The organism is Shewanella sp. MSW (assembly GCF_007636515.1).
Taxonomy (GTDB): domain Bacteria; phylum Pseudomonadota; class Gammaproteobacteria; order Enterobacterales; family Shewanellaceae; genus Shewanella; species Shewanella indica.
The window spans coordinates 20,386-46,434 of record NZ_LVDR01000022.1 but is presented as its reverse complement, the minus strand read 5'-3'; the positions used below and the strand labels follow the sequence as shown (position 1 = coordinate 46,434).

24 protein-coding genes are annotated in these 26,049 nt (G+C 53.3%); 18 read left to right on the top strand and 6 right to left on the bottom strand.

Annotation, left to right across the window (positions count from 1 at the left end):
* Positions 1 to 38: 38 nt before the first annotated feature.
* Positions 39 to 251, bottom strand: coding sequence for a YdcH family protein (locus AYI96_RS18410; RefSeq protein WP_039035228.1), 213 nt, complete (start codon positions 249 to 251; stop codon positions 39 to 41).
* Between the two features lie 307 nt (positions 252 to 558).
* On the opposite strand from AYI96_RS18410, the gene udp reads away from it, so the two are divergent.
* Entirely contained in the window at positions 559 to 1,317 is a 759-nt protein-coding gene (udp, locus tag AYI96_RS18405) for a uridine phosphorylase (protein ID WP_025011557.1), read from the top strand.
* 63 nt (positions 1,318 to 1,380) lie between these two features.
* Here the strand turns inward: udp and AYI96_RS18400 are convergent, their stop codons facing one another.
* Positions 1,381 to 2,133, bottom strand: coding sequence for an outer membrane protein OmpK (locus AYI96_RS18400; protein WP_039035227.1), 753 nt, complete (start codon positions 2,131 to 2,133; stop codon positions 1,381 to 1,383).
* Positions 2,134 to 2,546: 413 nt separating this feature from the next.
* On the opposite strand from AYI96_RS18400, the gene AYI96_RS18395 reads away from it, so the two are divergent.
* The 4 genes from AYI96_RS18395 (at position 2,547) to AYI96_RS18380 (ending at position 5,861) form a co-directional block, all read left to right on the top strand.
* Positions 2,547 to 3,008 (top strand): NfeD family protein, encoded by a 462-nt coding sequence (locus AYI96_RS18395; protein ID WP_039035226.1) that lies wholly within the window; start codon positions 2,547 to 2,549, stop codon positions 3,006 to 3,008.
* 22 nt (positions 3,009 to 3,030) lie between these two features.
* Positions 3,031 to 3,957 carry an SPFH domain-containing protein gene (locus AYI96_RS18390; protein ID WP_039035225.1) on the top strand — a complete coding sequence of 309 codons (927 nt, stop codon included), beginning with the start codon at positions 3,031 to 3,033 and terminating at the stop codon, positions 3,955 to 3,957.
* Positions 3,954 to 4,910, top strand: coding sequence for an SPFH domain-containing protein (locus AYI96_RS18385; protein WP_039035224.1), 957 nt, complete (start codon positions 3,954 to 3,956; stop codon positions 4,908 to 4,910). The genes AYI96_RS18390 and AYI96_RS18385 overlap by 4 nt, the downstream gene beginning before the upstream one ends.
* A 420-nt stretch (positions 4,911 to 5,330) precedes the next feature.
* Entirely contained in the window at positions 5,331 to 5,861 is a 531-nt protein-coding gene (locus AYI96_RS18380) for a PH domain-containing protein (RefSeq protein WP_039035223.1), read from the top strand.
* A gap of 54 nt (positions 5,862 to 5,915) precedes the next feature.
* On the opposite strand, the gene rarD is transcribed toward AYI96_RS18380, so the two are convergent.
* Positions 5,916 to 6,800 carry an EamA family transporter RarD gene (rarD, locus tag AYI96_RS18375; protein ID WP_039035222.1) on the bottom strand — a complete coding sequence of 295 codons (885 nt, stop codon included), beginning with the start codon at positions 6,798 to 6,800 and terminating at the stop codon, positions 5,916 to 5,918.
* A 106-nt stretch (positions 6,801 to 6,906) separates the two neighbouring features.
* The gene (locus tag AYI96_RS18370) at positions 6,907 to 7,371 is read right to left on the bottom strand and encodes a thioesterase family protein (RefSeq protein WP_044733531.1); all 465 of its coding nucleotides are present in this window, start codon (positions 7,369 to 7,371) and stop codon (positions 6,907 to 6,909) included.
* 204 nt (positions 7,372 to 7,575) lie between these two features.
* Between AYI96_RS18370 and recQ the strand changes: the two genes are divergently transcribed.
* Positions 7,576 to 9,363: a DNA helicase RecQ gene (gene recQ, locus AYI96_RS18365; protein ID WP_373297560.1), complete on the top strand. Its 1,788-nt coding sequence runs from the start codon at positions 7,576 to 7,578 to the stop codon at positions 9,361 to 9,363.
* Here recQ and AYI96_RS18360 read toward each other — a convergent pair.
* A complete protein-coding gene (locus tag AYI96_RS18360; RefSeq protein WP_144362122.1) occupies positions 9,345 to 11,108 on the bottom strand; it encodes a diguanylate cyclase domain-containing protein in 1,764 nt (587 codons plus the stop codon). The two genes, recQ and AYI96_RS18360, sit on opposite strands and share 19 nt — an antisense overlap.
* 479 nt (positions 11,109 to 11,587) lie before the next feature.
* Here AYI96_RS18360 and leuA point away from each other — a divergent pair, with 479 nt between their 5' ends.
* The 10 genes from leuA (at position 11,588) to AYI96_RS18310 (ending at position 23,711) form a co-directional block, all read left to right on the top strand.
* Positions 11,588 to 13,156, top strand: coding sequence for a 2-isopropylmalate synthase (gene leuA, locus AYI96_RS18355; RefSeq protein ID WP_144362121.1), 1,569 nt, complete (start codon positions 11,588 to 11,590; stop codon positions 13,154 to 13,156).
* A complete protein-coding gene (gene leuB / locus AYI96_RS18350; RefSeq protein ID WP_039035217.1) occupies positions 13,153 to 14,247 on the top strand; it encodes a 3-isopropylmalate dehydrogenase in 1,095 nt (364 codons plus the stop codon). Before leuA ends, leuB begins: the two co-directional genes overlap by 4 nt.
* Complete coding sequence (leuC, locus tag AYI96_RS18345; RefSeq protein ID WP_144362120.1) at positions 14,247 to 15,656, top strand: 3-isopropylmalate dehydratase large subunit; 1,410 nt, start codon at positions 14,247 to 14,249, stop codon at positions 15,654 to 15,656. The genes leuB and leuC overlap by 1 nt, the downstream gene beginning before the upstream one ends.
* A 1-nt stretch (position 15,657) precedes the next feature.
* On the top strand, positions 15,658 to 16,263 hold the full coding sequence (gene leuD / locus AYI96_RS18340) for a 3-isopropylmalate dehydratase small subunit (protein WP_144362119.1): 606 nt from the start codon (positions 15,658 to 15,660) through the stop codon (positions 16,261 to 16,263).
* A 508-nt stretch (positions 16,264 to 16,771) separates the two neighbouring features.
* Complete coding sequence (locus AYI96_RS18335; RefSeq protein ID WP_144362118.1) at positions 16,772 to 18,118, top strand: outer membrane protein transport protein; 1,347 nt, start codon at positions 16,772 to 16,774, stop codon at positions 18,116 to 18,118.
* A gap of 178 nt (positions 18,119 to 18,296) precedes the next feature.
* Positions 18,297 to 18,767 (top strand): nuclear transport factor 2 family protein, encoded by a 471-nt coding sequence (locus tag AYI96_RS18330; protein WP_144362117.1) that lies wholly within the window; start codon positions 18,297 to 18,299, stop codon positions 18,765 to 18,767.
* 25 nt (positions 18,768 to 18,792) lie between these two features.
* Complete coding sequence (glpK, locus tag AYI96_RS18325) at positions 18,793 to 20,298, top strand: glycerol kinase GlpK (RefSeq protein WP_117200229.1); 1,506 nt, start codon at positions 18,793 to 18,795, stop codon at positions 20,296 to 20,298.
* Positions 20,299 to 20,387: 89 nt separating this feature from the next.
* Positions 20,388 to 21,101 carry an NUDIX hydrolase gene (locus AYI96_RS18320; protein ID WP_071476025.1) on the top strand — a complete coding sequence of 238 codons (714 nt, stop codon included), beginning with the start codon at positions 20,388 to 20,390 and terminating at the stop codon, positions 21,099 to 21,101.
* 150 nt (positions 21,102 to 21,251) lie between these two features.
* Positions 21,252 to 22,118, top strand: a complete 867-nt coding sequence (gene prs, locus AYI96_RS18315; protein ID WP_144362116.1) for a ribose-phosphate diphosphokinase — start codon at positions 21,252 to 21,254, stop codon at positions 22,116 to 22,118.
* A gap of 12 nt (positions 22,119 to 22,130) precedes the next feature.
* Positions 22,131 to 23,711 (top strand): nicotinate phosphoribosyltransferase, encoded by a 1,581-nt coding sequence (locus AYI96_RS18310; RefSeq protein ID WP_144362115.1) that lies wholly within the window; start codon positions 22,131 to 22,133, stop codon positions 23,709 to 23,711.
* A gap of 31 nt (positions 23,712 to 23,742) precedes the next feature.
* On the opposite strand, the gene AYI96_RS18305 is transcribed toward AYI96_RS18310, so the two are convergent.
* On the bottom strand, positions 23,743 to 24,042 hold the full coding sequence (locus tag AYI96_RS18305) for a hypothetical protein (protein ID WP_052248197.1): 300 nt from the start codon (positions 24,040 to 24,042) through the stop codon (positions 23,743 to 23,745).
* A gap of 571 nt (positions 24,043 to 24,613) precedes the next feature.
* Between AYI96_RS18305 and mraZ the strand changes: the two genes are divergently transcribed.
* Positions 24,614 to 25,072, top strand: a complete 459-nt coding sequence (gene mraZ, locus AYI96_RS18300; protein WP_039035209.1) for a division/cell wall cluster transcriptional repressor MraZ — start codon at positions 24,614 to 24,616, stop codon at positions 25,070 to 25,072.
* Positions 25,073 to 25,101: 29 nt separating this feature from the next.
* A complete protein-coding gene (rsmH, locus tag AYI96_RS18295) occupies positions 25,102 to 26,043 on the top strand; it encodes a 16S rRNA (cytosine(1402)-N(4))-methyltransferase RsmH (RefSeq protein ID WP_144362114.1) in 942 nt (313 codons plus the stop codon).
* Positions 26,044 to 26,049: the final 6 nt, after the last annotated feature.

The window sequence follows — 26,049 nt, the reverse complement described above, 5'->3', positions numbered from 1 at the left end:
TTACACAGGGTGCCAATTGGCACCCTATCTGTTTGGGGTTAATTGTTCGCCTTGAGGATGGCGAAAACTTGTTCTTTCAACTCCAGTTTACGCTTTTTCATCTCTTTGACTTCTTGGGTAAATTCACTGGATAGTTGGCTTTCCTTATTCTTTATCTCTTTATCCAGCAGATTGTGTTCATCAAAAAGCTTCTGAAAATGGCTATCGCTGTTCTTGAGGCTGGTGATCAGATCGCGGTATTCCGGAAACATTGGCGCACTCCTGTTGGTTGGGGGATTAGTGTTAACCCTACTCTGTTTGAAATGACGAATTTGTGACCTTGATCAACGGAAAGATTAACCGTTTGGTGGAGGTGAGTGAGGCCTTTTACTGCTATGCTTTCGAACAAGTTGCGGTAAAAATAGTCAGACAATTGTAGCCAACTTGGTAACTCTTTTACGGCTTAATATTTAATTATTGCCGTAAAATCTGTGATCAAGTTAATCTTATCCGCTTCCATACTGGGATAGAGTCTCGTTGAGACGAATTTTACAATCAAAATTGAAAGGGGTTTTCACTATGGCTGATGTATTTCACTTGGGTTTGACCAAGCAGATGTTGGATGGCGCCACACTGGCTATTGTGCCCGGCGATCCTGAACGAGTTAAACGTATCGCTGAATTGATGGATAAGCCAACTTTTTTGGCAAGCCATCGTGAATACACCAGCTATCTGGCTTATCTTGATGGTAAGCCGGTGGTGATCTGCTCTACCGGTATTGGTGGTCCTTCGACTTCCATCGCTGTGGAAGAACTGGCGCAATTGGGGGTTAATACTTTCCTGCGTGTCGGTACTACAGGTGCAATTCAGCCTCATGTGAATGTGGGCGATGTGATAGTGACTCAAGCTTCTGTGCGTCTCGATGGTGCCAGCTTGCACTTTGCACCAATGGAGTTCCCTGCAGTGGCTAACTTTGAGTGTACCACCGCCATGGTTGCCGCCTGTCGTGACGCCGGAATTGAACCACATATTGGGGTTACAGCCTCATCCGACACCTTCTACCCGGGTCAGGAACGCTATGATACCGTTAGTGGCCGGGTAACCCGCCGTTTTGCCGGTTCAATGAAAGAGTGGCAGGAGATGGGGGTTCTTAACTATGAAATGGAGTCCGCGACTCTATTCACCATGTGTGCTTCTCAAGGCTGGCGTGCCGCTTGTGTGGCCGGTGTGATAGTCAACCGTACCCAACAAGAGATCCCCAACGAGGCAACAATGAAGCAAACTGAAGTCAGTGCGGTTTCGATCGTGGTCAACGCCGCCAGAAAACTGCTGGCCTAGGCCTAATAGGTAAAAATGGAAAAGGCGCTCAACGAGCGCCTTTTTAATGAAGCATGATCCGGCTCAGAAATGGTACTGAGCTATTACCGAATAGGTGTTCTGGTCGACACCGTCCACACCATACTTGTTCTGCCAGTAATCATATTCAATACCCACCAAGAGTTTATCCTTTTTGGCTTCACCAAAAAGCACTGCGCCCAGGTCATATTTTATCTGGGGGTTGATGTGGATATTTTCTTTGTAGCCGTCTTCATCGGCGGCGAATACCCAGTCAATAAAGCCGTCGAAAACAATCTTGCTGTTGCCCACGGGAATGTCCATACGGAACACCGGAGTCAATTGCCAGCCATCGCTGAGATTGGCGCTGTTTTGGGCGTCACGGCGATAGGTGTTGAGTTGGAAATAGGTGAAGTAGGGCAGTTTGAGATCCATGCCGACACCGTAGAGTAGCGTCTCAACCGGGCCTTCACCCTCTTCAAACGTCAGGGCCAGCGACAGGTCGGTTACCGGACCGAAACCCACAGGTTCGCCGAGAATTTTACCGGCACTGAAGCGGGTAGAGATCTCACCATAGGTAGTATTGTCTTTGCCGCCATTGTGGCCGTTGAAATTGATAAAGTCCTGAAACACAAACCAGTCACCGTATTTCCAGCCACCGGCGCTTTCCAGGGTAAAAGTGGTTTGTTTGTCGGATGGTGCCAGGTCATAGTCCTGGCCATAGAGTGCGGTTACATTGATATCCCACCATTGCACCAGAGGTTCGCTGAATGCTTGAGGCGAGAGTAACAGAGCTGCACACAGGCAGATTTTTTTCATCTTAGAGTATCCCTTTGGTAGAGTCAGAAGCGGTTTGCTGTTGTGCCGGCAGCTATCTGTTGACGAAATATTTCGTCAAGGCTGAATTCTGTGATTCGATTGCCGGTCAAAAAGCCATGGCAATATAGGGAAAAATCGCGTTGGACTCAAAGCTTTTTTAACTGGCAGAAATACTTGTTACTTAATAATATTTTTGCATTTATTCAATGACTTAACTTGTATTTTGGGAGCTGTTGATTCGAGGCGGGTTAACGGGGATGTAAAGAAAAGTTGAATTTTGTGAGCTGAAAGTCATTTGTGCGGCTCATTCAAGGTCGTTTCAATTGCCCGTCATGACATATTATGTCGCCAAGGTGCGTAACTGCTGATATAGTGCTGAGAATGGATACTTGATTTTTGGGGGGGAGGGATATATGGCATCTTCGGATCCCATGCTTTATTGGGCCTTAGTCGGTATAGTGCTGATGCTGGCCGAACTGATACTGCCTGGCGGGATAGTAGTATTTCTCGGCGCGGCTTGTCTGGTGGTTGCCGGGGCTATCTGGGTGGGTTTGGTTGATGGCTTGGCCCAAAGCCTAACCCTGTGGTTTATCTCCTCAATCGTTTTGTTATTGAGCTTCAGGCAACTGACTCAACGCTTGGTGGGGGGGGACTCTCACGTTGGCAATACTGACGAAGAGCTGGATCTGTTTAATTTGCCGGCTCGGGTCAAGGAAACTATTGGGCCGGGTGAAAAAACCGGTCGCGTCGAATTTCAGGGGGCGGATTGGCCTGCACTGGGAGACGGCTCGGAGATCCCGGCCGGTACTCGGGTGAAGATCATCTGTCGCGACAATATTGCGCTGGTCGTGGAACCATTAGACGACTCTGAATAATCAATCAAGCAGGAAGGACTCTATGTTTGCATTTACCATTTTTATACTCTTTGTTCTGTTTATTCTCTATAAGCTGATGTTGATTGTGCCCATGCGTGAGGTGCATGTCATTGAGCGTTTGGGAAAATTCCGTACAGTGTTGCAGCCTGGCTTTCACTTTTTAATCCCTTTTTTCGATCGAGTGGCTTATCGCCACGATACCCGTGAGCAGGTGCTTGATGTACCGCCGCAGAGCTGTATCTCCAAGGACAATATCCAGCTGGAAGTTGACGGTCTGGTTTACCTCAAAGTGATGGACGGTAAGCTGGCAAGCTATGGGATTGAAGATTACCGCATGGCGGCGGTAAATTTGGCGCAAACCACCATGCGTTCCGAGATAGGTAAGTTGAGCCTGAGCCAAACTTTCTCAGAGCGTGACGCGCTCAACGAGGCAATTGTCCGCGAAATTGACAAGGCGTCCGATCCCTGGGGGATCAAGATGCTCAGATATGAAATCAAAAACATTAGCCCATCCAGGCATGTGATCCACACCCTGGAGAAGCAGATGGAAGCCGAGCGCCGCAAGCGCGCTGAAATCACCCTGGCCAGCGCCGAGAAAGAAGCGATGATCAATCTGTCTCAGGGTGAGCGGCAGGAAGCGATTAACATCTCAGAGGGCCAGAAACAGAAACGCATCAACGAGGCTCAAGGTACGGCACAGGAGATTGCGATTGTTGCCAACGCCCAAGCCGAGAGTATGGCCATGATTGCCAAGGCGCTGGCGGTCAACGGCGGGAACGAGGCGATGAACATGCAGCTCAAGGAACAGTTTATCGAACAGGTCGGTGAGATCTTGCAGAAGGCCGATATTTCTGTGGTTCCCACTGAACTGGCGAAGATGGAAGGTTTTTTCGAGGGTATTCAGCAAGTCAGCAATACAGCTGCCGGTAGCAAAGGAGCGCGCAAATGAATCTGGGACAGATAGATACCGACATGGTCGTACTGGGGATCTGGGGTCTTATTTTTCTGGTCTTTATCATCAAGCTGTTTCAGTCGATTCGCTTGGTGCCAACCAAATCCGCCTATATTGTGGAGCGTTTGGGTAAATATCATATGACCCTGGATGCCGGTTTCCATGCGCTGCTGCCATTTATTGATAAGGTTGCCTATATCCATGACCTTAAAGAAGAAACCATAGATGTACCGCCTCAGGAATGTTTCTCCAGCGATGAAGTGAATGTCGAAGTCGATGGGGTTATCTATATTTCTGTGGTGGACCCGGTTAAAGCCAGCTACGGGGTAACCGATTATCGTTATGCTGCGATTCAGCTGGCGCAAACAACCACTCGCTCTGTGATAGGTACTCTGGAGCTGGACCGCACCTTTGAAGAGCGCGACTTGATTAGTGCCAAGGTGGTAGAGGTACTGGATCAGGCCGGTGCCACCTGGGGGATTCGGGTGCATAGATATGAGATCAAGAATATTACGCCGCCGGAAACCGTGAAAAACGCCATGGAGATGCAGGTCAATGCCGAGCGTGAACGCCGGGCATTGCTGGCCAAGAGTGAAGGCGATAAGCAGAGTAAGATCAATCGCTCCGAGGGTTTGAAACAGGAGATGATCAACCACTCAGAGGGTGAGATGCAGCGCCGAATCAACGAGGCCGAAGGTAAGGCCGAGGAGATACTGGCGATTGCCCGCGCTACTGCAGGTTCGATAGAGAAGTTGGCCGAAGTGATCGCTGCGCCCGGTGGCAAAAACGCACTGCGGATGCAACTGGGTGAGCAGTATCTGGCGCAGCTCAGTGGTCTGAGCAAGCCTGGCAGTAAGATAGTCCTGCCGGGGAACATGGTGGACTTTGAATCCTGGATGGCCTCAATCGGGCTGACTGAAGAGAATGATACCATTCCACCCAGGAGTTAATTTAATCCTCTAAGAATGGAAAGGTGGGGATGCGGCTAAGGATATACATTGTCCGGCGCCGTATCCGTGCCCGTTTGATGCGTCTTGCAGGTACTTGTCAGCCACGTGATTATTTACCAGATTGTTTAGTTCTAGGTTTTTGCTTGCGACTCGAATGAGTGCCGTAGTTTCCGGTAGTGTAAACATACTCCAAAGTTGCTGGGTCATGGATTCTGTTTATATATCAAGCCCCTGCATTTTAAAATTATCCACTCCTTCTTTGAATTAAAGTCTTGCAGACCACATTAAGGCCCTGTTCGGGCTTTGATTTCAGTTTTAGTCGGGCAGCGCTTTTTATTACTGCGAGATTTTATTTTTGACATATTATGTCTTTCAAACCTAAGCTAAGGCCACTTATGCCTATCCATTAAGGAGCAAGAGATGAACAGTGGAAGTTACGAGTTGGCGCCATTGACCGGCGTCGCCATTGGCAGCTTTATCGCCTTGATACTGATGTTGGCGGCTATATTGCTGTTTATCCGCAGGCGAAAGATGCCGACAACGGCCAAGAGCGCCGCCTCGGGTTTGCTGTTGGTAACATTGGCGGGTTCTGTGTGGGTATTTTGGCAGGCGCAGGCATCCAAGGTGGAATTGACGGCTCAAAGCCTGGTGATCGAGGTGCCTTTCTACGGTCAGAGCCTGGCTCCTGAGCATCTGCGTATCTCAGAGTCGAAAGTGATTAAGCTCGGCGATGCCAGTGGCCCCAAGCTTGGCATGCGTACCCAGGGCATAGGTCTGCCCGGTTACACCCTGGGGTGGTATCGGCTCAATGATGGCAGCAAAGCGTTTGTGGCTCTGACGGAAAAAGACAGCGTTTTGTTGTTGCCGACCGACCTTGGTTACAGCCTGCTGCTGAGTATGCCTGAAGCGGAGAGTTTGCTTAAGGGACTGGGGCAGAACCTGCCGGGATAAACGTTGAATATTGCTTAACCGGCCCGGAAACTCCATCCGGGCCGATTGTACTTGTTACCTGCGAGAGCGTTTTTGCAGCATATCCAAAGTAAACACCACCAGGGCGGCCCAGATAAAGCCGAAGGTAATGCTCTTTTCGATATCGAAGGGTTCATCGAACAGGGTCACCGCCATGATAAACATGATGCTGGGGCCAATGTACTGGAAGAAGCCCAGCATGATCAGCGGGATCCGCACTGCCGCACCGGCAAAGCACAGCAAGGGGATGGTGGTGATGATACCGGCAGCCATCAGCAGCAGGTTGAGATCCCAACTGTTGCTGAGCATATTGGCGCTGGCTTCACCGGTGCCCAGCAGTAAAAAGCCCAGCGCTGCCGGCATTAACACTGCAGTTTCGACCAAAAGTCCTGTCTTGGCGTCGACATTGACCTTCTTGCGCAGCAGGGCGTAGAAACCGAAGGAGGCTGCGAGCCCCAGGGATACCAGCGGAATTGAGCCGAAGGAAACCAGCTGGATCACCACCCCGGCAGCGGCAAGCGATACCGCAACCCATTGCAGTTTTCCGAGTCGCTCCCCCAGAAACAGCATGCCGAGCATCACATTGAACAGCGGGTTGATAAAGTAGCCCAGGCTGGCATCCAGCATATGATCATTGTTGACCGCCCAGATAAACAGCAGCCAGTTGCCGGCGATAAGAATCGAAGTCAGCAGCAGTACCGCCAACTGTTTCGGGCGCTTGAGTAACAGCCTGAGCTGTCCGAAACCACCGATAAATTGCATCAGGACCCCCATAAAGACGAAGGACCAGATGATGCGGTGCAACAGGATCTCGGGGGCCGAGACATGATGCAGCAACTTGAAGTACAGCGGCGCAAAGCCCCAAAAAATATAAGCGCAAAGGGCGAGAATGACCCCCTTGCGGTATTCGGTTTCAGGCATAGGTACTACACAATGACGAAAAGGAGAGAAGGGCGATTGTAGGGGGCAAAGCCCCTCGGCTCAAGTTATCGACAACAGATTCAGTGTTTGAGTTTTAAACAGCCACTCAGCCGACCATGTAAGTCCCTGTACCAAAAGCGATATGGCTGCCTTTTTCATTATGCAGCTCCATTCGACAGACAGAGACCCTGTTGCCGGCACGGATCACTGTTCCTGTGCCGCTGAAGACTTCTCCCCAGCCGGGGCGCAGATAGTCGACCCTGAGATCTATGGTGCTCAGGGTTTGCAGTCGCTGTTGCAGCTGCTCCACTGTCCAGTTGTCGCGACTAATAACCAAGCCGGAGAATGCCGTCAGGCCGCCAACCACATCCAGCACGGTTGCGGTAACCCCGCCATGGAGTATTTTTTGATGTATGTTGCCGATTAGCTCCGGCTTCATTTTGATCTCCACTTCGACACCAGAGGCGTCGTATCGGCGGATCCCAAGGCCGAGAAGATTGTGAAAAGGCACGTGTTTATCAAATACTTCTGCTACCTTGGCGAGTACTTCGGCTTGAATGTCCTGGCTCATAGGGCTTCCTGCGGTTGTTGTTTTTTAGAGCAATCAATCTAACGCTAATATGGCCGTTTGCCTAGTCCAGGCGGAAAAATCCCCTCTTGGCTGGCACTCTGGTGTTGGCTTCATTTAGAATAGCGGCCTCTTCTTTGGACACAGACAGTCATGGATCAGCCGCTGAGTATCGCTCCCGAGAGCCTAAATCATCCCCAAGACCCTATGCAGCAAGCCTTGCAGCAGGTATTTGGCTACCGGACTTTCCGTGAAGGGCAGCGCCAGGTGATTGAACGTGTGATGGCCGGGGAAGACTGCATGGTGATCATGCCCACCGGCGGTGGCAAGAGTCTGTGTTACCAACTGCCCGCATTGTTGATGCCAGGGCTGACTCTGGTGGTTTCGCCGCTGATCTCCCTGATGAAAGATCAGGTCGACAGCCTGCTGCAGACCGGAGTCAATGCCGCTTATCTCAACTCATCCCTGCCCAGGGAGCAGAGCCTCAAGGTGCTGCGCCAGTTGCATCAGGGGGAGATCCGCCTGTTGTATGTCTCGCCGGAGCGCTTGCTGCAGCATGAGTTTATTGAGCGGCTGCAATCCCTGCCGTTGTCGATGTTTGCCGTGGATGAGGCGCACTGTATCAGCCAGTGGGGCCATGATTTTCGCCCCGAATATGCCCAGCTTGGCCGCCTGAAACAGCTGTTTCCCGGCGTGCCTGTGATGGCGCTGACCGCCACCGCCGATAAGGCGACCCGGGAAGATATCTGCCAGCGGCTCAATATCGCCCCCTATGTGCTTCTTTCCAGCTTTGATAGACCGAATATTCGCTACACAGTGGCGGAAAAGCTCAACGCCGCCAATCAATTGCGTCAGTTTATTGCCGCGCAGAACGGCGCCGCCGGGATTGTTTATTGCTCCAGCCGCCGCCGGGTCGATGAAGTGGCCGAAAGGCTGAGGTTACAGGGCTATGCCGCCGAAGGCTATCATGCAGGTATGAGCGGTGACGAGCGCGCCAGTGTCCAGGACAGATTTCTCAAGGAACAGTTGGATATAGTGGTGGCCACGGTCGCCTTCGGCATGGGGATCAACAAGTCCAACGTGCGTTTTGTGGTGCATTACGATCTGCCCAAGAGCATAGAGGCCTACTATCAGGAAACCGGCCGCGCCGGGCGAGATGGTCTCGAGGCCGAAGCCTTTATGCTGTTCGAGCCCGCCGATATCGGCCGGGTGCGCCACCTGATTGAGCAGGGGGAACCCGGGCCGCAGCAACAGGTGGAACTGCATAAACTCAATACCATGGCGGCCTTTGCCGAAGCCCAGACCTGCCGCCGCCAGGTGTTGCTGCACTACTTTGATGAACCGGCGCTGGAGCCCTGCGGTAACTGTGATATCTGCCTGGACCCGCCGAAACGCTACAACGGTACCGAGGATGCACAGAAGGTGTTGTCCTGCATATATCGCTTGGGGCAGAGGTTTGGCATGAACCAGTTGATTGAGGTGCTCAGAGGCTCCAAGTCCGCCGCCGTGGTCGACAGGGGGCACGACAAGTTATCCACTTGGGGCGTCGGCAAAGACAAGAGCCATGAACACTGGCTCAGTGTGACCAGGCAGCTTATCCATCTTGGGCTGGCGAGCCAGGATATTACCCGCGGCTCGAGTATTCGCCTGAATCCGGCCGCCAGGCCTGTGCTCAGGGGCGAAGTTGCACTGATGTTGGCCGAACCCAGAATTGACCTGCATGTTACCCGCAGGCGCAGTGTCAGCAGCAAGGCGCCACTCAATTACGATCGCAAGCTGTTTGCCCGTCTCAAGCAGTTAAGGCGCAGCATAGCCGAAGAGCAGGACGTCCCACCCTATCTGGTATTCAACGATGCAACCCTGGCGGAAATGGCGGCGATTTTGCCTACCAGTCAGGGCGAGATGTTGGCGGTCAATGGTGTTGGTGAGCGCAAGTTGGCCCGCTTTGGCGATCAGTTTCTTGACGAGATAGAGGCTTATCTCGCCGGTGACTGATGTTGCTCGGCGGCTTTCTGCTGGCTGAGTTGGTTGACTCCGGCACGCTTCACCAGGCTATCCAGGGTATCGGGCTGCTGCAGCGAGGCTACTCCAATAGGTACACAGTGATCTGCTTGCCAGCTCTGCACTATCGGCTTGAGTTGCTCGCTGACCTGCAAAGCGCCCTGGACTGAGGTGTAGGGCAGCAGGATCACTATCTCATCCATGCTGTAGCGCAGCAGTCTGTCTTGCTCCCTGAGTTTCTGTTCCAGCGCCCGCTGCAGGGCGGAAAGATCCACCTGACGTATATGGCTGGTACTCAGCAGCAGCAGGCTCAAGGGGTAGTTGCCCTTTTTGGCACTGCTGAGCATAACATCTAACTGCTGGGCCACCGGTAGTCTTTCCAGCGCCACAGTGCTCGGTTGTTGCCAGCGGTTACGGCAACTGACCAACCAGAATAGTGTACCTATGATGGCGAGCGCCAGCACTGAAATGGCGCCGTAGGCTTGGCTCAGTTTGGAGCGCTGATCGGCACTGGCAAGACGAATGTTCTGCTGGGTTTCTACCTGCAGCTGCTCCTGCTGGCTGAGCCTGGCCTTGTATTGCATAAAGCGGGTATTGTTGAGCTGTTTTTGGGCCTCGGCTGCGGCCTGGGCCGCCAGTTTCATCGCCTCGTATGCCGGCTTAAACTCTGCTTTTTCGGCGTAATAGTCACTGATAAGTTGTTGGGTGTAGGCCACTTCATCGGCCAGTTGCAGTTGCTCGGCCTGCTGCGCTGCTTGCATCAGTAGCCTTATGCCTTCATCGTCGTTACGCTGGGCAAGACGTACCCTGGCCAATAGCCGGGTAGCACGCATATAGTTGTTTACTTTGCCTTGTTTTTCATAGGTTTGCAGGGCAATGCCCACTAACTCATCGGCGATCTCGGTTCTGCCCCTAGCGAGTTCTATCACGGCTATCTGGCTGTAACTGTTGGCAAGTTCCAGCGGTGAGCCTATCTCGGGCAACAGAATTTTGGACTGTTTCAGCAGGCTGTCGGCTTGGGCTGTATTCTCCTGCGCCAGCGCGACTCCGGCGGCCATCAATAACAGCACATGGCGCACTTTGCCTTTGGCTTCATCTGTGTCCAGTGCCAACTTGAGGTAGTAAGCCGCTTGGCGCAGGTCGCCGGTGGAATACATCAGGCTGGCCATGTCGCCGTAAACATAGGCCAGAGGCGGCGATAACCAGGACGGATTTTGACTGCTGATATCCGGGTAGATGTCCAGCGCCAGGCGCAGATCTTCAATGGCGGTGCCATAATTGCCAAGGTCGTTCTCCAGCTGGCCCTTGAGTCTCAGGGCGTTGACCAGAGCCTGGGGTTGGTTGTGGTGTTTGGCCTGTTCAATGGCGCCGTCGAGTAACAGCAGTGATTGCTTCAGATCATCGAAATTGGCATAGGCATCGGCGCGGCAGATTTGAAAATAACTTTTGGCCTGTTCCAGCCTTAGCTGCCTGGCTCTGGCTTCCCCTAGTTCGGCCAGATTGATGGCGGCGCCGTTGTCTCCTAATTGCAGTAGTGCTTCACATTTAAATAGCTGTAATCTCAGCATTTGGGCCTGATTCAACTCGGAGGCCTGACGCTCAAGTTCATTGATTTGGGTCAGCGCCAGCGTAGGATACTGATAGAGGGTGTTGGCCAGTGTGTCCAACCGCTCCGCGGCCCAAAGCGCGCCAGAAAATGACCACAGGAGCAAGCTCAGTGCCAAGAGGCGAAAATCCATTTTTTCTCCGCTGAGTGAAGGTGAGTTTTGCCGGGCGAAACCGTGTTGGGATAATAACTATTTTTTATCATTTTTGGCACAAAAAATGATGCTATCGGCAAGATTTTATTCATCTATTTAGCTTTGGATTACCAAGGCTTGAATGGTGCAAATCAGCACGTTAAGCCGAAATTTTCAACTGATGCTGAGAAATATAGGCTTGACAGCGAGCAAGGAGGCAGTTAATTATTGAACCTCTTGAACCCGGTGGGAAGAATATAAACCCACTTCAAACGAATTTTTATCTGGTATAGAACGGCTAAATGAACCCACAAATGCAACTGTCTCTCCTCCTCCTTACTCTCGCAGCCACTGCGCGGAGGAGCTAGACTTGCACGTCGATTAGCAAGCCAGAACTCAAAACCCCGCGCCAGAAACCGCGGGGTTTTTTGTTTCTGGCACGGGAAAAATCAATCGAAACCCCTGAATGGAGAATCCAGATGTCTGACAGAGTGTTTATTTTCGATACCACCTTACGGGACGGCGAGCAGGCGCTGGCTGCCAGCCTGACAGTGAAAGAAAAACTGCAGATAGCCATGGCTCTCGAGCGCCTGGGGGTCGACATCATGGAGGTAGGGTTCCCGGTTTCCTCTCCCGGCGACTTTGAGTCGGTACAGACCATAGCCCGTACCATCAAAAACAGCCGGGTTTGTGCCCTGTCGCGGGCACTGGAGAAAGATATCGACGCCGCGGCCCAGGCCTTGTCGGTCGCGGATCAGTTCCGCATTCATACCTTTATTTCAACCTCAAATATCCATGTGCAGAGCAAACTGAAGCGCTCCTTCGACCAAGTGCTGGAGATGGCGGTAGGGGCGGTGAAGTATGCCAGGCGTTTTACCGATGATGTGGAGTTTTCCTGCGAAGACGCCGGCCGGACCCCGATAGATAATCTGTGTCGCATGGTCGAGGCGGCCATCGAAGCCGGTGCCCGCACCATCAATATTCCGGACACTGTGGGTTATACCCTTCCCAGCGAGTTCGGCGGCATTATTCAAACCCTGTTCAACCGGGTGCCCAATATCGATCAGGCGGTGATCTCTGTGCACTGCCACGACGATTTGGGGTTGTCGGTCGCCAACTCCATCATGGCGGTGCAGCAGGGGGCCCGGCAGATTGAGTGTACCGTCAACGGCATAGGTGAGCGGGCCGGTAACTGTTCACTGGAAGAGATTGCCATGATCCTGGCGACCCGCAAGGATATTCTGGGGCTGGAGACAGGCATCAAGGCTCAGGAAATTCACCGCACCTCCTCCATGGTGAGCCAGTTATGCAATATGCCTATTCAGGCCAACAAGGCGATAGTGGGCGCCAATGCCTTTACCCATTCATCCGGTATCCATCAAGACGGCATGTTAAAGGCGCAAAACACCTATGAAATCATGACACCTGAGAGCATAGGCCTGAATCGCAATCACCTGAATATGACCTCACGCTCCGGCCGCCATGTGATCAAGCATCGAATGGAGCAGATGGGTTATTCAGAGCAGGATTATTCATTGGATCAGCTGTACGACGCCTTCCTGAAACTGGCCGACAAGAAGGGCCAGGTGTTCGACTATGACCTGGAAGCCTTGGTGTATATGGAGGGCCGGGCGGCGGCCGACGACCACTTCCAGTTGCAGCAGCTGGTGGTGCAATCCGACTCTACCGAGGGCATGGCCACCGCCACTGTACGTATTGAAGCCGCCGGTGAGGTAGTGACCGAAGCCGCCACCGGCAATGGCCCTGTGGATGCTGCCTATAAGGCGATAGCCCGCGCCAGCGGTCAGAGCGTGGATATCTGCAGCTATAAGTTGAGCGCCAAAGGCGAAGGCCAGAATGCGCTGGGGCAGGTGGATATTACGGCTCAGTACCAGGGGCGCAATTTCCACGGTGTCGGCTTGGCTACCGATGTGGTCGAGGCTTCGGCCGCGGCCCTGGTGCATGTGATGAACCTTATTCAGCGTGCCGACCAGGTGGCGGATCATAAACAGAAAATACAACAGAGAAAGGAGTTGGGTGGCGTATGAGTTATCAGATAGCGGTATTGGCCGGCGACGGCATAGGCCCGGAAGTCATGGCCCAGGCCCGAAAGGTGCTGACGGCGGTAGAGCAACGCTTCGACCTGGCAATGGAGTACGCCGAATATGATGTCGGCGGCATAGCGATAGATAACCATGGCTGCCCATTGCCGGCATCGACCCTGGCCGGATGTGAAGCGGCAGATGCAATTTTGTTTGGCTCGGTCGGCGGCCCCAAATGGGAAAAACTGCCTCCCAATGAACAACCCGAGCGCGGCGCGTTGTTGCCGCTGCGGGGCCATTTCGGCTTATTCAGTAACCTCAGACCGGCCAAGTTACATCAGGGGCTGGAACATCTGTCGCCGCTGCGCGCCGATATCTCGGCCAAAGGGTTTGATGTGCTGTGCGTACGTGAACTGACCGGCGGTATCTACTTTGGCAAACCCAAGGGACGTCAGGGGGAGGGCGAGAGTGAAGAGGCGTTTGACACCATGAGATACAGCCGCGCCGAGATCCGCCGAATCGCCCATATCGCCTTCGAGGCCGCCCGTGGCCGCCGCGGCAAGGTGACGTCGGTCGACAAGGCCAACGTGCTGGCCTGCTCGGTACTTTGGCGTGAAGTGGTCGAGCAGGTCGCGAGCGAGTATCCGGATGTGGAACTGGAACATATCTATATCGATAACGCCACCATGCAACTGCTGCGTCGCCCCTGGGACTTTGATGTGATGCTGTGCTCCAACCTGTTCGGCGACATACTTTCCGATGAAATCGCCATGTTGACCGGCTCCATGGGGCTGTTGTCATCGGCTTCCATCAACAGCAGTGGTTTTGGTCTCTATGAACCGGCCGGTGGCAGTGCCCCGGATATTGCCGGCAAGGGGATTGCCAACCCGGTAGCGCAGATCCTTTCGGCGGCCTTGATGTTGCGCCACAGTCTGCAGCAGGAAGAGGCGGCGGCAGCGATAGAGCGCGCCGTTGGCAAGGCGCTGGCAGATGGCTTCTTTACCTGTGAGTTGCTGGCGCCGGAGCAGCGGCATAATGCCAAGACCACGGCAGAGATGGGTGACTATATCGCCAATGCGATTCGGGAGGGGGTGTAATGGGCAAGACATTGTATGAAAAGGTGTGGGATGCCCACCTGGTGGCGACGCCGGAAGGAGAAGCGCCGATTATTTACGTCGACCGTCATCTGGTGCATGAGGTGACCTCGCCCCAGGCCTTTAGTGGCCTGAAGATGGCCGGGCGCACACTTCGGGCACCGGACAAGACCTTTGCCACCATGGATCACAACACCTCGACCAAGAGCGCCAGTCTGGACGCCTTGAGCCCCATGGCGCGCACTCAGGTTGAAACCCTTGCACAGAACTGTCGCGAATTCGGTGTGCGTCTGTATGACATTCACCACCCCAATCAGGGCATAGTGCATGTGATGGGGCCAGAGCTGGGCATTACCCTGCCGGGTACGGTTATTGTCTGTGGCGATTCCCATACCGCTACCCACGGTGCCTTTGGCGCGCTGGCCTTTGGTATCGGCACCTCTGAGGTGGAGCATGTGCTGGCCACCCAAACGCTGCGGCAGCTCAAGGCCAAGACCATGAGAGTTGAGGTCAAGGGACAACTGGGCGAGGGCATTACTGCCAAGGATGTGGTGTTGGCGATTATCGGCAAGATAGGCATGGATGGCGGCACCGGCTATGTGGTGGAGTTTTGCGGTGACGCGATTCGCGCCCTGTCGATGGAGGGGCGCATGACGCTGTGCAACATGGCGATTGAGATGGGTGCCAAGGCCGGCATGGTCGCGCCGGATGAAACCACGTTCGCCTATCTTGAGGGGCGTCAGTTTGCGCCCAAGGGCACCGATTGGGATGCCGCCCTGGCAGCCTGGAAGACGCTCAAGTCCGATGATGACGCCATCTTCGATGCCTATGTGGAGTTGGAAGGCAGTGAAATCGCGCCGCAACTGACCTGGGGCACTAATCCGGGCCAGGTGGTGGCCATAGATAAACCTGTGCCCAACCCCGCCGAGGAGGCCGATGCCACAGTGCGCGGCAGTATGGAAAAGGCGCTGAATTATATAGGTTTGACACCAGGTACCCTGATGACGGATGTGACCATCAACAAGGTCTTTATCGGTTCATGCACCAATTCACGTATCGAAGATCTGCGCAGCGCCGCGGCGCAGATCCGCGGTCGGCGGGTGGCTGACGGCGTGACCGCCATAGTGGTGCCTGGCTCGGGACAAGTAAAGGCTCAGGCCGAAGCCGAAGGGCTGGATAAACTGTTTGTCGAGGCCGGGTTTGAATGGCGCTTGCCGGGCTGCTCCATGTGCCTGGCGATGAATGATGATCGCCTGGAAAGCGGCGATCGCTGCGCCTCAACCAGTAACCGCAACTTTGAGGGGCGGCAGGGGCGCGGCAGTCGTACCCATCTGGTGAGCCCTGCCATGGCAGCCGCTGCCGCCATTGCCGGTCACTTTGTCGATATCCGCCACGCTGGCCAGGAGAAATAAAATGCAGGCTTTTACTATTCATCAGGGAATTGCGGTGCCATTGGATAGCGCCAATGTGGATACGGATCAGATCATCCCCAAACAGTTTCTATCCAAGGTCACCAAGGATGGCTTCGGTGTCCATCTTTTTCACGACTGGCGCTATCTGGACGATGCCGGTGAGCAGCCGGATCCTGCCTTTGTGATGAATCAGCCCAGATATCAGCGAGCCTCCATTTTACTGGCGCGGGAAAACTTCGGTTGTGGTTCCAGCCGTGAACACGCGCCTTGGGCCCTGGCCGATTATGGTTTGCGGGTGATTATTGCGCCCAGCTTTGCCGATATCTTTTACGGCAATGCCATCAATAATGGGTTATTGCCGGTGATCCTTGAGGCCGCTGAGGTGCAGCAGTTATTTGAGGAGGTAACGGCGACCGAAGGCAGTGAAATCAAGGTTGACCTGCAGCAGTGTCAGGTTGTTTCACCCTCCGGGAAACGCTTTGTATTTCAACTGGCTGAATCTGCCCGTCATAAGCTGCTCAATGGATTGGATGCTATCGGCCTGACTCTGTCCCATGAGCAGGCCATTGCCGATTATGAAGCCGGGCTGCCGGGCTGGCGGGCCTGATCCAATCTGTATATTCAGCGTACACTTGTACAAGAGCAGACCAGTGGCTTGGTAACTGGGCTGCTCTCTTGTGTTCCAAACAAGTATGTTGACCGTCTTAAACTATAATTTGTCATTTAAAAACAATTGTTTGATTGTTTTATCTATAGGGCGGCAGACTAGAGCTTTGAATGCTTAGTGATTTATGCTGTTTGTCTGGTTTAAATTAAGTGAACAAGTGTTTTTATGGGTTTTTGTTTTAGTTGTATTATTTTTCAATAGTTTATGTTGATTTTATAGTGATTTTTCAATCCTTTTTAGCAAACATTAATGCCATTTATTCTCTGTTTTAAGCACTCTTGAAGTGATCTTTGTCACTTTCTTGTCTTTATGTGGTGATTTTTTTGGTGTTTTACTCTGTTTTTTGCCTTCTGCTTGCAAAGATATTCTGTGTCAGTAAACTGCGCCGCAACAAAATGGAGTGATTACTCTATTTAGAAATTGCTAAATGAACAGGCAGAGAATAACAATGAAGAAACAACTTATTGCTGTCGCCATTGCGGCCAGCTTTGTGGGTGCAACGACTCAGGTACAAGCGGCGGGTTTCCAACTGGCGGAATCTTCCGCGACCGGACTTGGACGAGCCTTCGCCGGTGAAGCGGCCATGGCCGATAACCCAGCGGTTCAGGGGCGTAACCCTGCCATGCTCAGCTATCTTGAAGGTCGGCAGATCTCTGCCGGGGCCATCTATGTGATGCCGGACGTTGACGCCACAGGCCAGGTTTCGCTGGCATCTCCTTTGCTGCCGCAATCTATCACCATGAATGCCGATGCGCTCGATGTGGCAGACAACGCCGCAGTACCTAACTTCTATTACTCCAATCAGCTCAACGACAGTTGGACCTGGGGCCTGGCTCTGAACTCCAACTATGGTTTGTCTACCGAACTGTCGGCCGCTCATGCGGCATCTATTTTTGGTAATAAGACAGCCATTACCACAGTAGAGTTGAATACCAATATCGCTTACCGCATTGATGAGCACTTCACTGTGGGTGCCGGTCTGCGCGGCGTATATGGTGACGGTGAAATCGGTGCTTCGGTTCCCGGCTGGATTGAAGGTGTTCGTGCCATCCCTGGCTTGCCTGCAGAGGTGACTTCGCGTTTGCCTGCCGCCGGCACTGAGCTCAAGCATCTGGAAGGTGATGACTTTGGTTATGGATGGCAACTGGGGGCCAGCTGGCAGATCAACCCTGATCACCGCTTGGGTATTGCCTATCACAGCCACGTTGAGCTGGATCTGGACGGTCAGGCCCGTGGCCTGGTCTATACAGGCGGTACTGCCGAGGTGGATGGTTACTTGCCATTAGAGCTGCCGGCATTTGCCGAGCTGGCTTCTTACCATCAGTTGACTGACAACTGGGCGATGCACGCCAGCATCAACTGGACCGACTGGAGCGTGTTCAACAAGCTGGTGGCGTATTTCCCCGGCGAGCAGAAGCCTGTCGGTGGCCTGGAATCCGATCTGGTTAAGGAAGAAAACTTCAAAGACAACTGGCGCTTTGCTCTGGGTACCAGCTACCAGTTGAACAACGCATGGTTGCTGCGTGCCGGTGTGGCCTTGGATAAGACAGCGGTTGACGATGAATACCGTACCATCACTATTCCAGATACCGACCGTCTCTGGTTCAGTGTCGGTGCCGGTTATGCGCCCAGCAAGAACCTGACAGTGGATCTGGGTCTGACCTATATCCGCGCCCACGGTGATGCCCCTATCAACGAGACTCAGGATCTGATGGGCCTGGCTCAGGTTGCCTTCCAGGGCGATGCCAGCGGCCACGTCTGGTTGGCGGGTCTGCAAGTGACCTACAAGATGTAATACCATTCCAGCCAAGGAATGAGACAAGAGCCCCGCCGAGCGGGGCTTTTTCATATCTGTCAGGCAGGCCAGCCCGGCTTGATGGTCACCAAGGTTAGATCTAAGGCTGTTTTATACTTGGCGTGGCCGGTCTCAGGGCTTATATTCATGCTATTGCCAACAAAAGAATAATAAGCCCATGAAATATCCATTCCTGTTTGCCAGCGCTATCTCACTGATTTCAATGCCGAGTTTGGCCGAATCAGATCCTGTCAGTTTGTTTATTCAGGGGTTCAATGAGCAAAAGATTGAGCTGATGTTGGCGCAAACCACCGAAGAGGTGACTTGGTTTAATGTCAGCATCACCAAGGTTGACCGACAGGCTTCCGGGCATGCGGAGTTGGGCGCGGCGATGACCGACTATTTTCAAACTTTGCCGGGGGCCAAGGCCAGTATTCTTGGCTCGCTGAGTTCGGGTAACTATGTCAGCACCTTGGAAAAGGTCAGCTGGCAACAGGATGGCGAACAACACAGCCAATGTAATATGGGCGTTTATAGCTTGAGGGGCGATAAGATTGCCGCCGTCTGGTATTACCCGGCGCAGGAATGTGATATCCCCGAAGCGGAAATTGGCTTACCCCGGGGCGATCAGCCTTGGCAGCAAAATTAATTCAGCCACCCAAGAAAGCTTTCACGTGCAAAAAAAATATATTATTGCCCTGGATCAGGGCACGACCAGTTCACGGGCGATTATTTTCGATCAGCAGGCCAATATCGTGGCCGTCTCCCAGCGCGAGTTCAGTCAGCACTACCCGCAACCCGGTTGGGTCGAGCATGACCCCATGGAAATTTGGGCATCTCAGAGTTCGACACTGATAGAGGTTATTGCCCGCGCCGGGATCCACAGTGACGAAGTGGCAGCCATCGGCATTACCAATCAGCGGGAAACTACTGTCATCTGGGATAAGCTCACGGGTAAGCCAGTTGCCAACGCCATTGTTTGGCAGTGCCGGCGCAGCAAGGAGATCTGTGAGCAGCTCAAGGCCGAGGGGCTGGAGGACTATGTCCGCGACAATACAGGTTTGTTACTGGATCCCTATTTTTCGGCCACCAAGATTAAGTGGTTGCTGGATAATGTTGAGGGTGCCCGCGAGCGGGCCGAAAGAGGCGAGTTGCTCTTTGGCACGATCGACAGCTGGCTGGTATGGAAGCTGACCGAGGGCAAGGTGCATGTGACTGACCCCACCAATGCGTCGCGCACCATGCTCTACAACATCCACAAACAATGCTGGGATCAGACCCTGTTGCAGGCGCTCGACATCCCTGCTTCGTTGTTGCCCGAGGTCAAGCCGTCTATGGCTGTTTATGGCACAACCCGGATTGCCGGTGAGGGCAGTGAAATTCTCATCGCCGGTATGGCCGGGGATCAGCAGGCGGCGCTGTTCGGCCAGCTGTGCGTCGAACCCGGCATGGCCAAGAATACCTATGGCACCGGCTGCTTTTTGCTGATGAACACAGGTGACAAGGCGGTGCGCTCAGAGCATGGGTTGCTGACCACAGTGGCTGTAGGCCCCAAGGGTGAGGTGCAATACGCGCTGGAAGGCTCGGTATTTATGGGCGGCGCGACCATACAGTGGCTGAGGGACGAGTTGGGGCTTATTCGTGATGCCCAGGACACAGAGTACTTTGCCTCCAAGGTAGAAGATACCAATGGGGTTTATCTGGTGCCGGCATTTGTTGGGCTGGGAGCCCCTTACTGGGACGCCAACGCCCGCGGCTCCTTGCAAGGATTGACCCGCGGCGTAAACCGCAACCACATCATACGTGCGGCGCTGGAATCCATCGCCTATCAGAGCCGGGATCTGCTGGATGCCATGAGTAAAGACAGCGCTGTTGCACTCAAGCAACTGAGGGTGGATGGCGGCGCCGTGAGTAACGACTTCCTGATGCAGTTTCAGGCCGATATCACAGATACTCAAGTACTGCGGCCGGCCTTGACCGAAACTACCGCCATGGGCGCGGCATTTTTGGCCGGTCTTGCCTGTGGTTTCTGGGACTCGGTGGAAGATCTTTCTCACCGGAGCGATGTTGAACGTTGCTTCGAGCCGGCCATGGATGAAGGACGGCGGGAGCTGTATTACCGCGGTTGGCAAAAGGCGGTGGACAGGTGTCGCCACTGGCATGAAACCGAGGAACTGTGATGTGCCGGGCGGTTTCTTGTCGGCTGTTATTGTCTCCCATTGAATAGTGACTCAAAATAGTGCCCCAAAGACACCAAAGTGAGCCCGCCATGACAGTGACGACCGAAGACGAATATCTGGCGCAATACAATATCCATGATTATCCGCTGCCGCTAACCAGTGTCGATAGCGTGCTGCTCTGTGTGCAAGAAGGGCAATTGTGTGTGCTCTTGGTCAAGCGTTCCGGGTTTCCCTGCAAGGGGATGTGGGCATTGCCGGGAGGCTTTATCGATCTGCAGCAGGATCAGGATATCGATGCTTCGGCCAAGCGCAAACTTAAGCAAAAGACCGGCATAGTGCCGCCCTACCTGGAGCAGTTACAGAGTATAGGCAATGGCCGCCGGGATCCCAGAGGCTGGTCGGTCACCATCAGCTATTATGCGCTGATGCCTCATCTTGAACCCGTCATGGAAGGGTCTGAAGAGAGCCGCTGGTTCAGCTTGCAGTCGCTGCCCGAACACTTGGCCTTTGATCACGCCGAGATCATAGCCTTGGCACAGGAGCGCTTACGCCAAAAGGCGCTCTACAGCTTGGTGGCGGCTTTTGCCTTGCCGGAATTGTTTACCTTGGCCGAATTGCAGCGAGTGCATGAGGCCATCCTGGGCAAGCCACTGCAGAAGAAATCTTTCCGGCGGCGAATCGAGCAGGCCGGCGTGCTCGCCCCCTGTGGTGAGGGCCGGGCAGAAGTCGGTCGCCCACCCCAGCTCTACCGGGTATTGCCTGAAGCCGCCGATTATCGCTTTGTACGCAACCTGGAAGCTTGAACTCCATTCGAGCTTCTTTGGTTTATTACTATCTTAGCTATTGGTTTAATTCTTTTTTTAAATAAGTGTCCTATAGACTCAAAATAAGCTTGACCGCTCTAAGTTGTTGTTTTAGATTAAGTGTCATTAAGACACTTAGTGGTGAGCGATATGGATATCAGTATTGAGCTAGTAAACAAAGATGCGACCCGACAGGCTTTGACTGTTGAGCAATGGCAGTTTGCCGGTGGTGAGCAGCATGTGCGTTTGGTGGGTTTTGATCGACAACAGCTACAGAGCGCGATTATCTACGCCAGGTTGCAGAGCAGTGATGCCATCATGCAGCTGCTGCTGATCAAAGATGCTTTGGACCGCGCCGCCCCCGGCATTCAGGTTTCACTGCAACTTCCCTATTTCCCCTATGCCCGCCAAGACAGGGTTTGCGTCGCAGGTGAAGCTTTTTCCGCCGCCGTGATGGCGGGGGTGCTGCGAAATGCCGGCTTCAGCCAGATCCGCTGTTGGGATCTACACTCGGCAGTCAGTGAGCAACTGCTGGAGGCCGAGCAGGTACATCAGGCGCAGCTGGTTTGTCAGTTTGCGCAGCTGAAGCAGTGGCTGCAAAGCCACCAGGCGGCGCTGCTGGCACCGGACAAGGGCGCCAGCCACAAGATTGCCAAGGTTGCCGATGCGCTGAGTGCCGCCGGGATTGAGGCCGAAGTGTTTCAGGCCAGTAAACGCCGGGATCCGGCGACGGGCGCTATATTGGCATCCGAGTTGGACGCCGAGGTCGCTGGCCGCAGTTTGCTGATCCTGGATGATATTTGCGATGGTGGCAGAACCTTTATCGAGCTGGCGCGGCTTTTGAAACAAAAAGGCGCCGCCCGAGTGGGACTCTATGTGACCCATGGCCTATTTTCTCGCGGAATAGAGCCGCTGGAAGGTTTGATTGATGCTGTGTTTACCACAGATTCGGTGCGCCCATTGCATCCGTTTGAGTCGCAAATTGTCGAGCTGCACACCTTGAAACTGTTCGAATAAAAGGAGTTTATTATGAGTATCATCGCCCCCTCAATGCAGAAGGATGTCTACAAAGAGTTTCATGGTCGCGCCTATCATCCTCAGGTGACAGAGGTGTATGCCAACTTCACTTCCCGCAGCGGTCGCAATGCCAACATAATGGATAATGACAAGGTCGCTTTTATTGGACTGCAGTATTTTATCAAGAGCTATTTAATGGAGGAGTGGGACAGCTTCTTTCGTCAGCCCAAGGCGCAGGCGGTGGCCGCCCATAAGCGCATACTCAGTGCCATGCTGGGGTATAGCGTTGATGTCTATTATCTGGAAAAACTCCACGACCTTGGGTATTTACCGCTGCGGATCAAGGCGCTGGAAGAGGGCACTCTGGTGCCTTATCTGGTGCCGCCGTTGACCATAGTCAACACCCATCCGGATTTCCCCTGGCTGACCAACATGATAGAAACTGTGCTCAGTTGTGAAAACTGGCCGATACAAACCAGTGCCACCACGGCCGTTGCTTACCTGCGTACCTTTAAAGAGTTCGCCGATAAGACAGGCCTGCCCGCCGAGATGATAGCGTTTCAGGGGCATGACTTCAGTTTTCGCGGCATGTTCGGTAAGCAGGCCGCCGCCATGAGTGGTTTTGGCCATTTGGCCAGCGGCTTTGTTGGAACCGACACCATTCCGGCGGTGCTGTTTGCCGAGAAGTACTATGGTGCCGATGTCGATAAGGAGTTGGTTGGCGCCTCAGTGGATGCCACCGAGCACTCGGTGACCTGTTCCTGGATCCTCGAAGGGGAGATCGCCTTCTTCCGTTATCTGATGCAGACCCAGTCTCCCAAGGGGATCCTCAGTGTGGTGTCCGATACCTGGGATTTCTGGACTCTGGTGACTCAATACTTACCTGAACTCAAGCAGGAGATCCTCGAGCGTGACGGCACCCTGGTGATCCGTCCCGATTCCGGTGATCCTGTGACCATTCTCAGCGGTTATAAGCTGGCGCCTGAATCACTTATCCGCGAATGCGGCCTGGATGAAGCCTTGCAAAAGGCGGCCGATAGCGGTTATGAGGCGATAAGTTGGTATGGTGAGTTTATCGGTCTGCAGCGTCAAATCCTGATGGCCTGCGAGGTGAAGGGGCTTATCGAGTGCCTGTGGGACATTTTTGGTGGCACCTTGACCGACAAGGGTTACAAGCTACTGGATAGCCATGTGGGTGCCATCTATGGCGATGCCATCACGCTTGAGCGCCAACGACAAATACTGCAGCGTTTAATGGATAAAGGTTTTGCTTCCAAAGTCGTGCTGGGGATTGGCTCATACAGCTATCAGTATGTCACCCGAGATACCCATGGCTCGGCAGTCAAGGCGACTCATGTGATAAAAGACGGCGAGCCGCTGGCTATTTTCAAGGCGCCCAAGACAGATAACCAAAAGCGTTCCGCCAAAGGGCTACTGCAAGTGGTTATGCAAGACGGGGAGCTGGTGCTGAGAGACGATGTTTCGGTGACTGAAGAAGCCCAGGGGCTGCTGCAAACCGTTTATGAGGATGGCAAACTGCTTCGCGAAACCAATCTGGCCGAGATACGTCAACGGGTGGCGGCGCAGCTGTGAAGCCTTGATTCAATGGCCCCAGTGGGCAGGGTCAGACATCGATATCTATGATCTGACCCTTGCCTTCTTCTTGAGGCCTGGATTCATTTTTTGCCTCATCTTCCCTACGACGGTTATGTTTGCGCCGCTCGCGGGCAAAGCCTTTTTGTTCTTTGCGGCGATCGCCGATTCTTTCACGTTTGTCTATCTCGGGAGGCAGTTGCGATTGCGGGGCTTCGTGGCTGTCGGGCGCTATAGCTGAGCTGGTCTTGACCTGCTCCACTTCGCGTTTGGGCTGAAATACCGCTTTGACCGGGCGTGCCAACATGGCGTAAATGCTGTCTAATCCCATGATGTCCCCCCTGATTTAACGGTGTTTTTTTAGTTGAACACCGCATTGTCTGTAAGCCTTATATCCTTTTATCGGCCAGGAGTGTTTAAAATTTAGACTGTTATTGTTGTTTCTGGTTCCTTGGGCTTTTGGGGTAAGAATAAATTGCTTCTTTGCATTCACAATAGCGGTTCGCCGAATGACCTGACGGCTTTAGGTTATAAGGGGTAAATCTGCTTTTCTGTGCCTTTAGTGTTTTGTTCTGGGTTCTTGGAGCCATGACAAAGTTTGCGCTGGATCGTATTACTCACATGATCAATTTTGGGAAACTTCTCCACAATCATCTCTTTTCACTGTGAAAATCTTCCTGGCCTGTGTCGAAATTTTCCCCTGACAGGTGCGTTTGCACCACTTTTTGCCACTTGGAATTCGCTAATGTAAAAAATGTTGTGACACGCTGCTAACCCGCTTGGTGACTGGCTTTATTCGAGTTTGCATTGCTTGACAATCCTTGTTGACTGTCCCTAAACTTAGCATCTGTGGGAATTTGTGGATATTTGTGGATCTATTAACTGAACAAGGATGAAACCAAGTGTTTTCCGGCGCAAGTGCTTTGAATCTGGATGCCAAGGGGCGGATCGCTATGCCAACGCGATACCGCGAGCCTCTGCATGCCGATCATCAGGGCAAGCTGGTGATTACTGTGGATATCCAATCTCCCTGTCTGTTGATCTATCCGGTAAACGAATGGAACAAAGTTGCCGACAAACTGCTCGGTTTGTCTGATTTCCAACCGCAGGAGCGGGCGATGAAACGCCTGATGCTGGGTTATGCCCAGGAATGTGAGTTGGATACCAATGGCCGGGTTTTGTTGACTCCGCCGCTCAGACAATATGCCTCCTTGGAAAAGAAGACCATGTTGGTCGGGCAGTTGAACAAATTCGAACTCTGGGATGAACAGGTCTGGCAGCAGCAGTTGGCCGACAGCCTGGAGATGATTAAGAGCCAGGGATTGACCGCCAGTGAGCGGCTGGCCGATTTCTCACTCTGATGAGTGAGACCAGATTAAAGAAGAGAGTGATGAGCCAAAACTTTGCCCACCTGTCTGTCCTGCTTCAAGAAACGGTAGACGGGCTCAATATCCGCCCAGATGGCATCTATATCGACGGTACTTTCGGTCGGGGTGGACACTCACGTCAGATCCTTGCCCGCCTGGGGCCTCAAGGACGACTGATCGCCATCGACAGAGACCCGGCGGCCATTGAAGCCGCGAAACAGTTCGCCGATGACCCGCGTTTCTCCATAGTTCATGGCGGTTTCGGCCAGTTGGCCGATTATGTTGAGCAACTTGGGCTAGTGGGCAAGATAGACGGGGTCTTGCTGGATCTCGGTGTGTCATCGCCGCAACTGGACGATGCCGAACGTGGCTTTAGTTTTCTGCGTGATGGCCCACTCGATATGCGGATGGATAACAGTCAGGGGCAAACGGCGGCGCAGTGGCTCGCCAGAGCAGAGATTGAAGATATGGCCTGGGTGTTCAAGACCTATGGTGAAGAGAAAAATGCCCGCCATATTGCCCGTTGCATCGCCGCTGACCGTGATGAAAAACCGTTTTTACGCACCAAAGATTTGGCCAGCTTGATCGAAAGGATCACCAAACACAAAGAACGTAACAAGCATCCGGCAACCCGGGTGTTTCAGGCGATTCGTATCTATATCAACAGCGAGCTGGATCAGATAGATCAGGCGCTGGAAGGTGCATTGAAGGTACTGGCGCCCAAGGGCCGACTGTCGATCATCAGCTTCCATTCTCTTGAAGATCGCATGGTGAAGCGTTTTATCCGCCGTCACAGCAAAGGCGAGGAAGTGCCTTACGGCTTGCCGGTGACCGAGGCCGAGCTCAACCGTTCACGGCAGTTGTTGCCCATAGGCAAGGCGATGAAACCGTCGGATGAAGAGATTGCCGTTAATGCCCGGGCCCGCAGTTCTGTCCTCAGAATTGCCGAGCGTTTGCCCTACTGAGGTGGC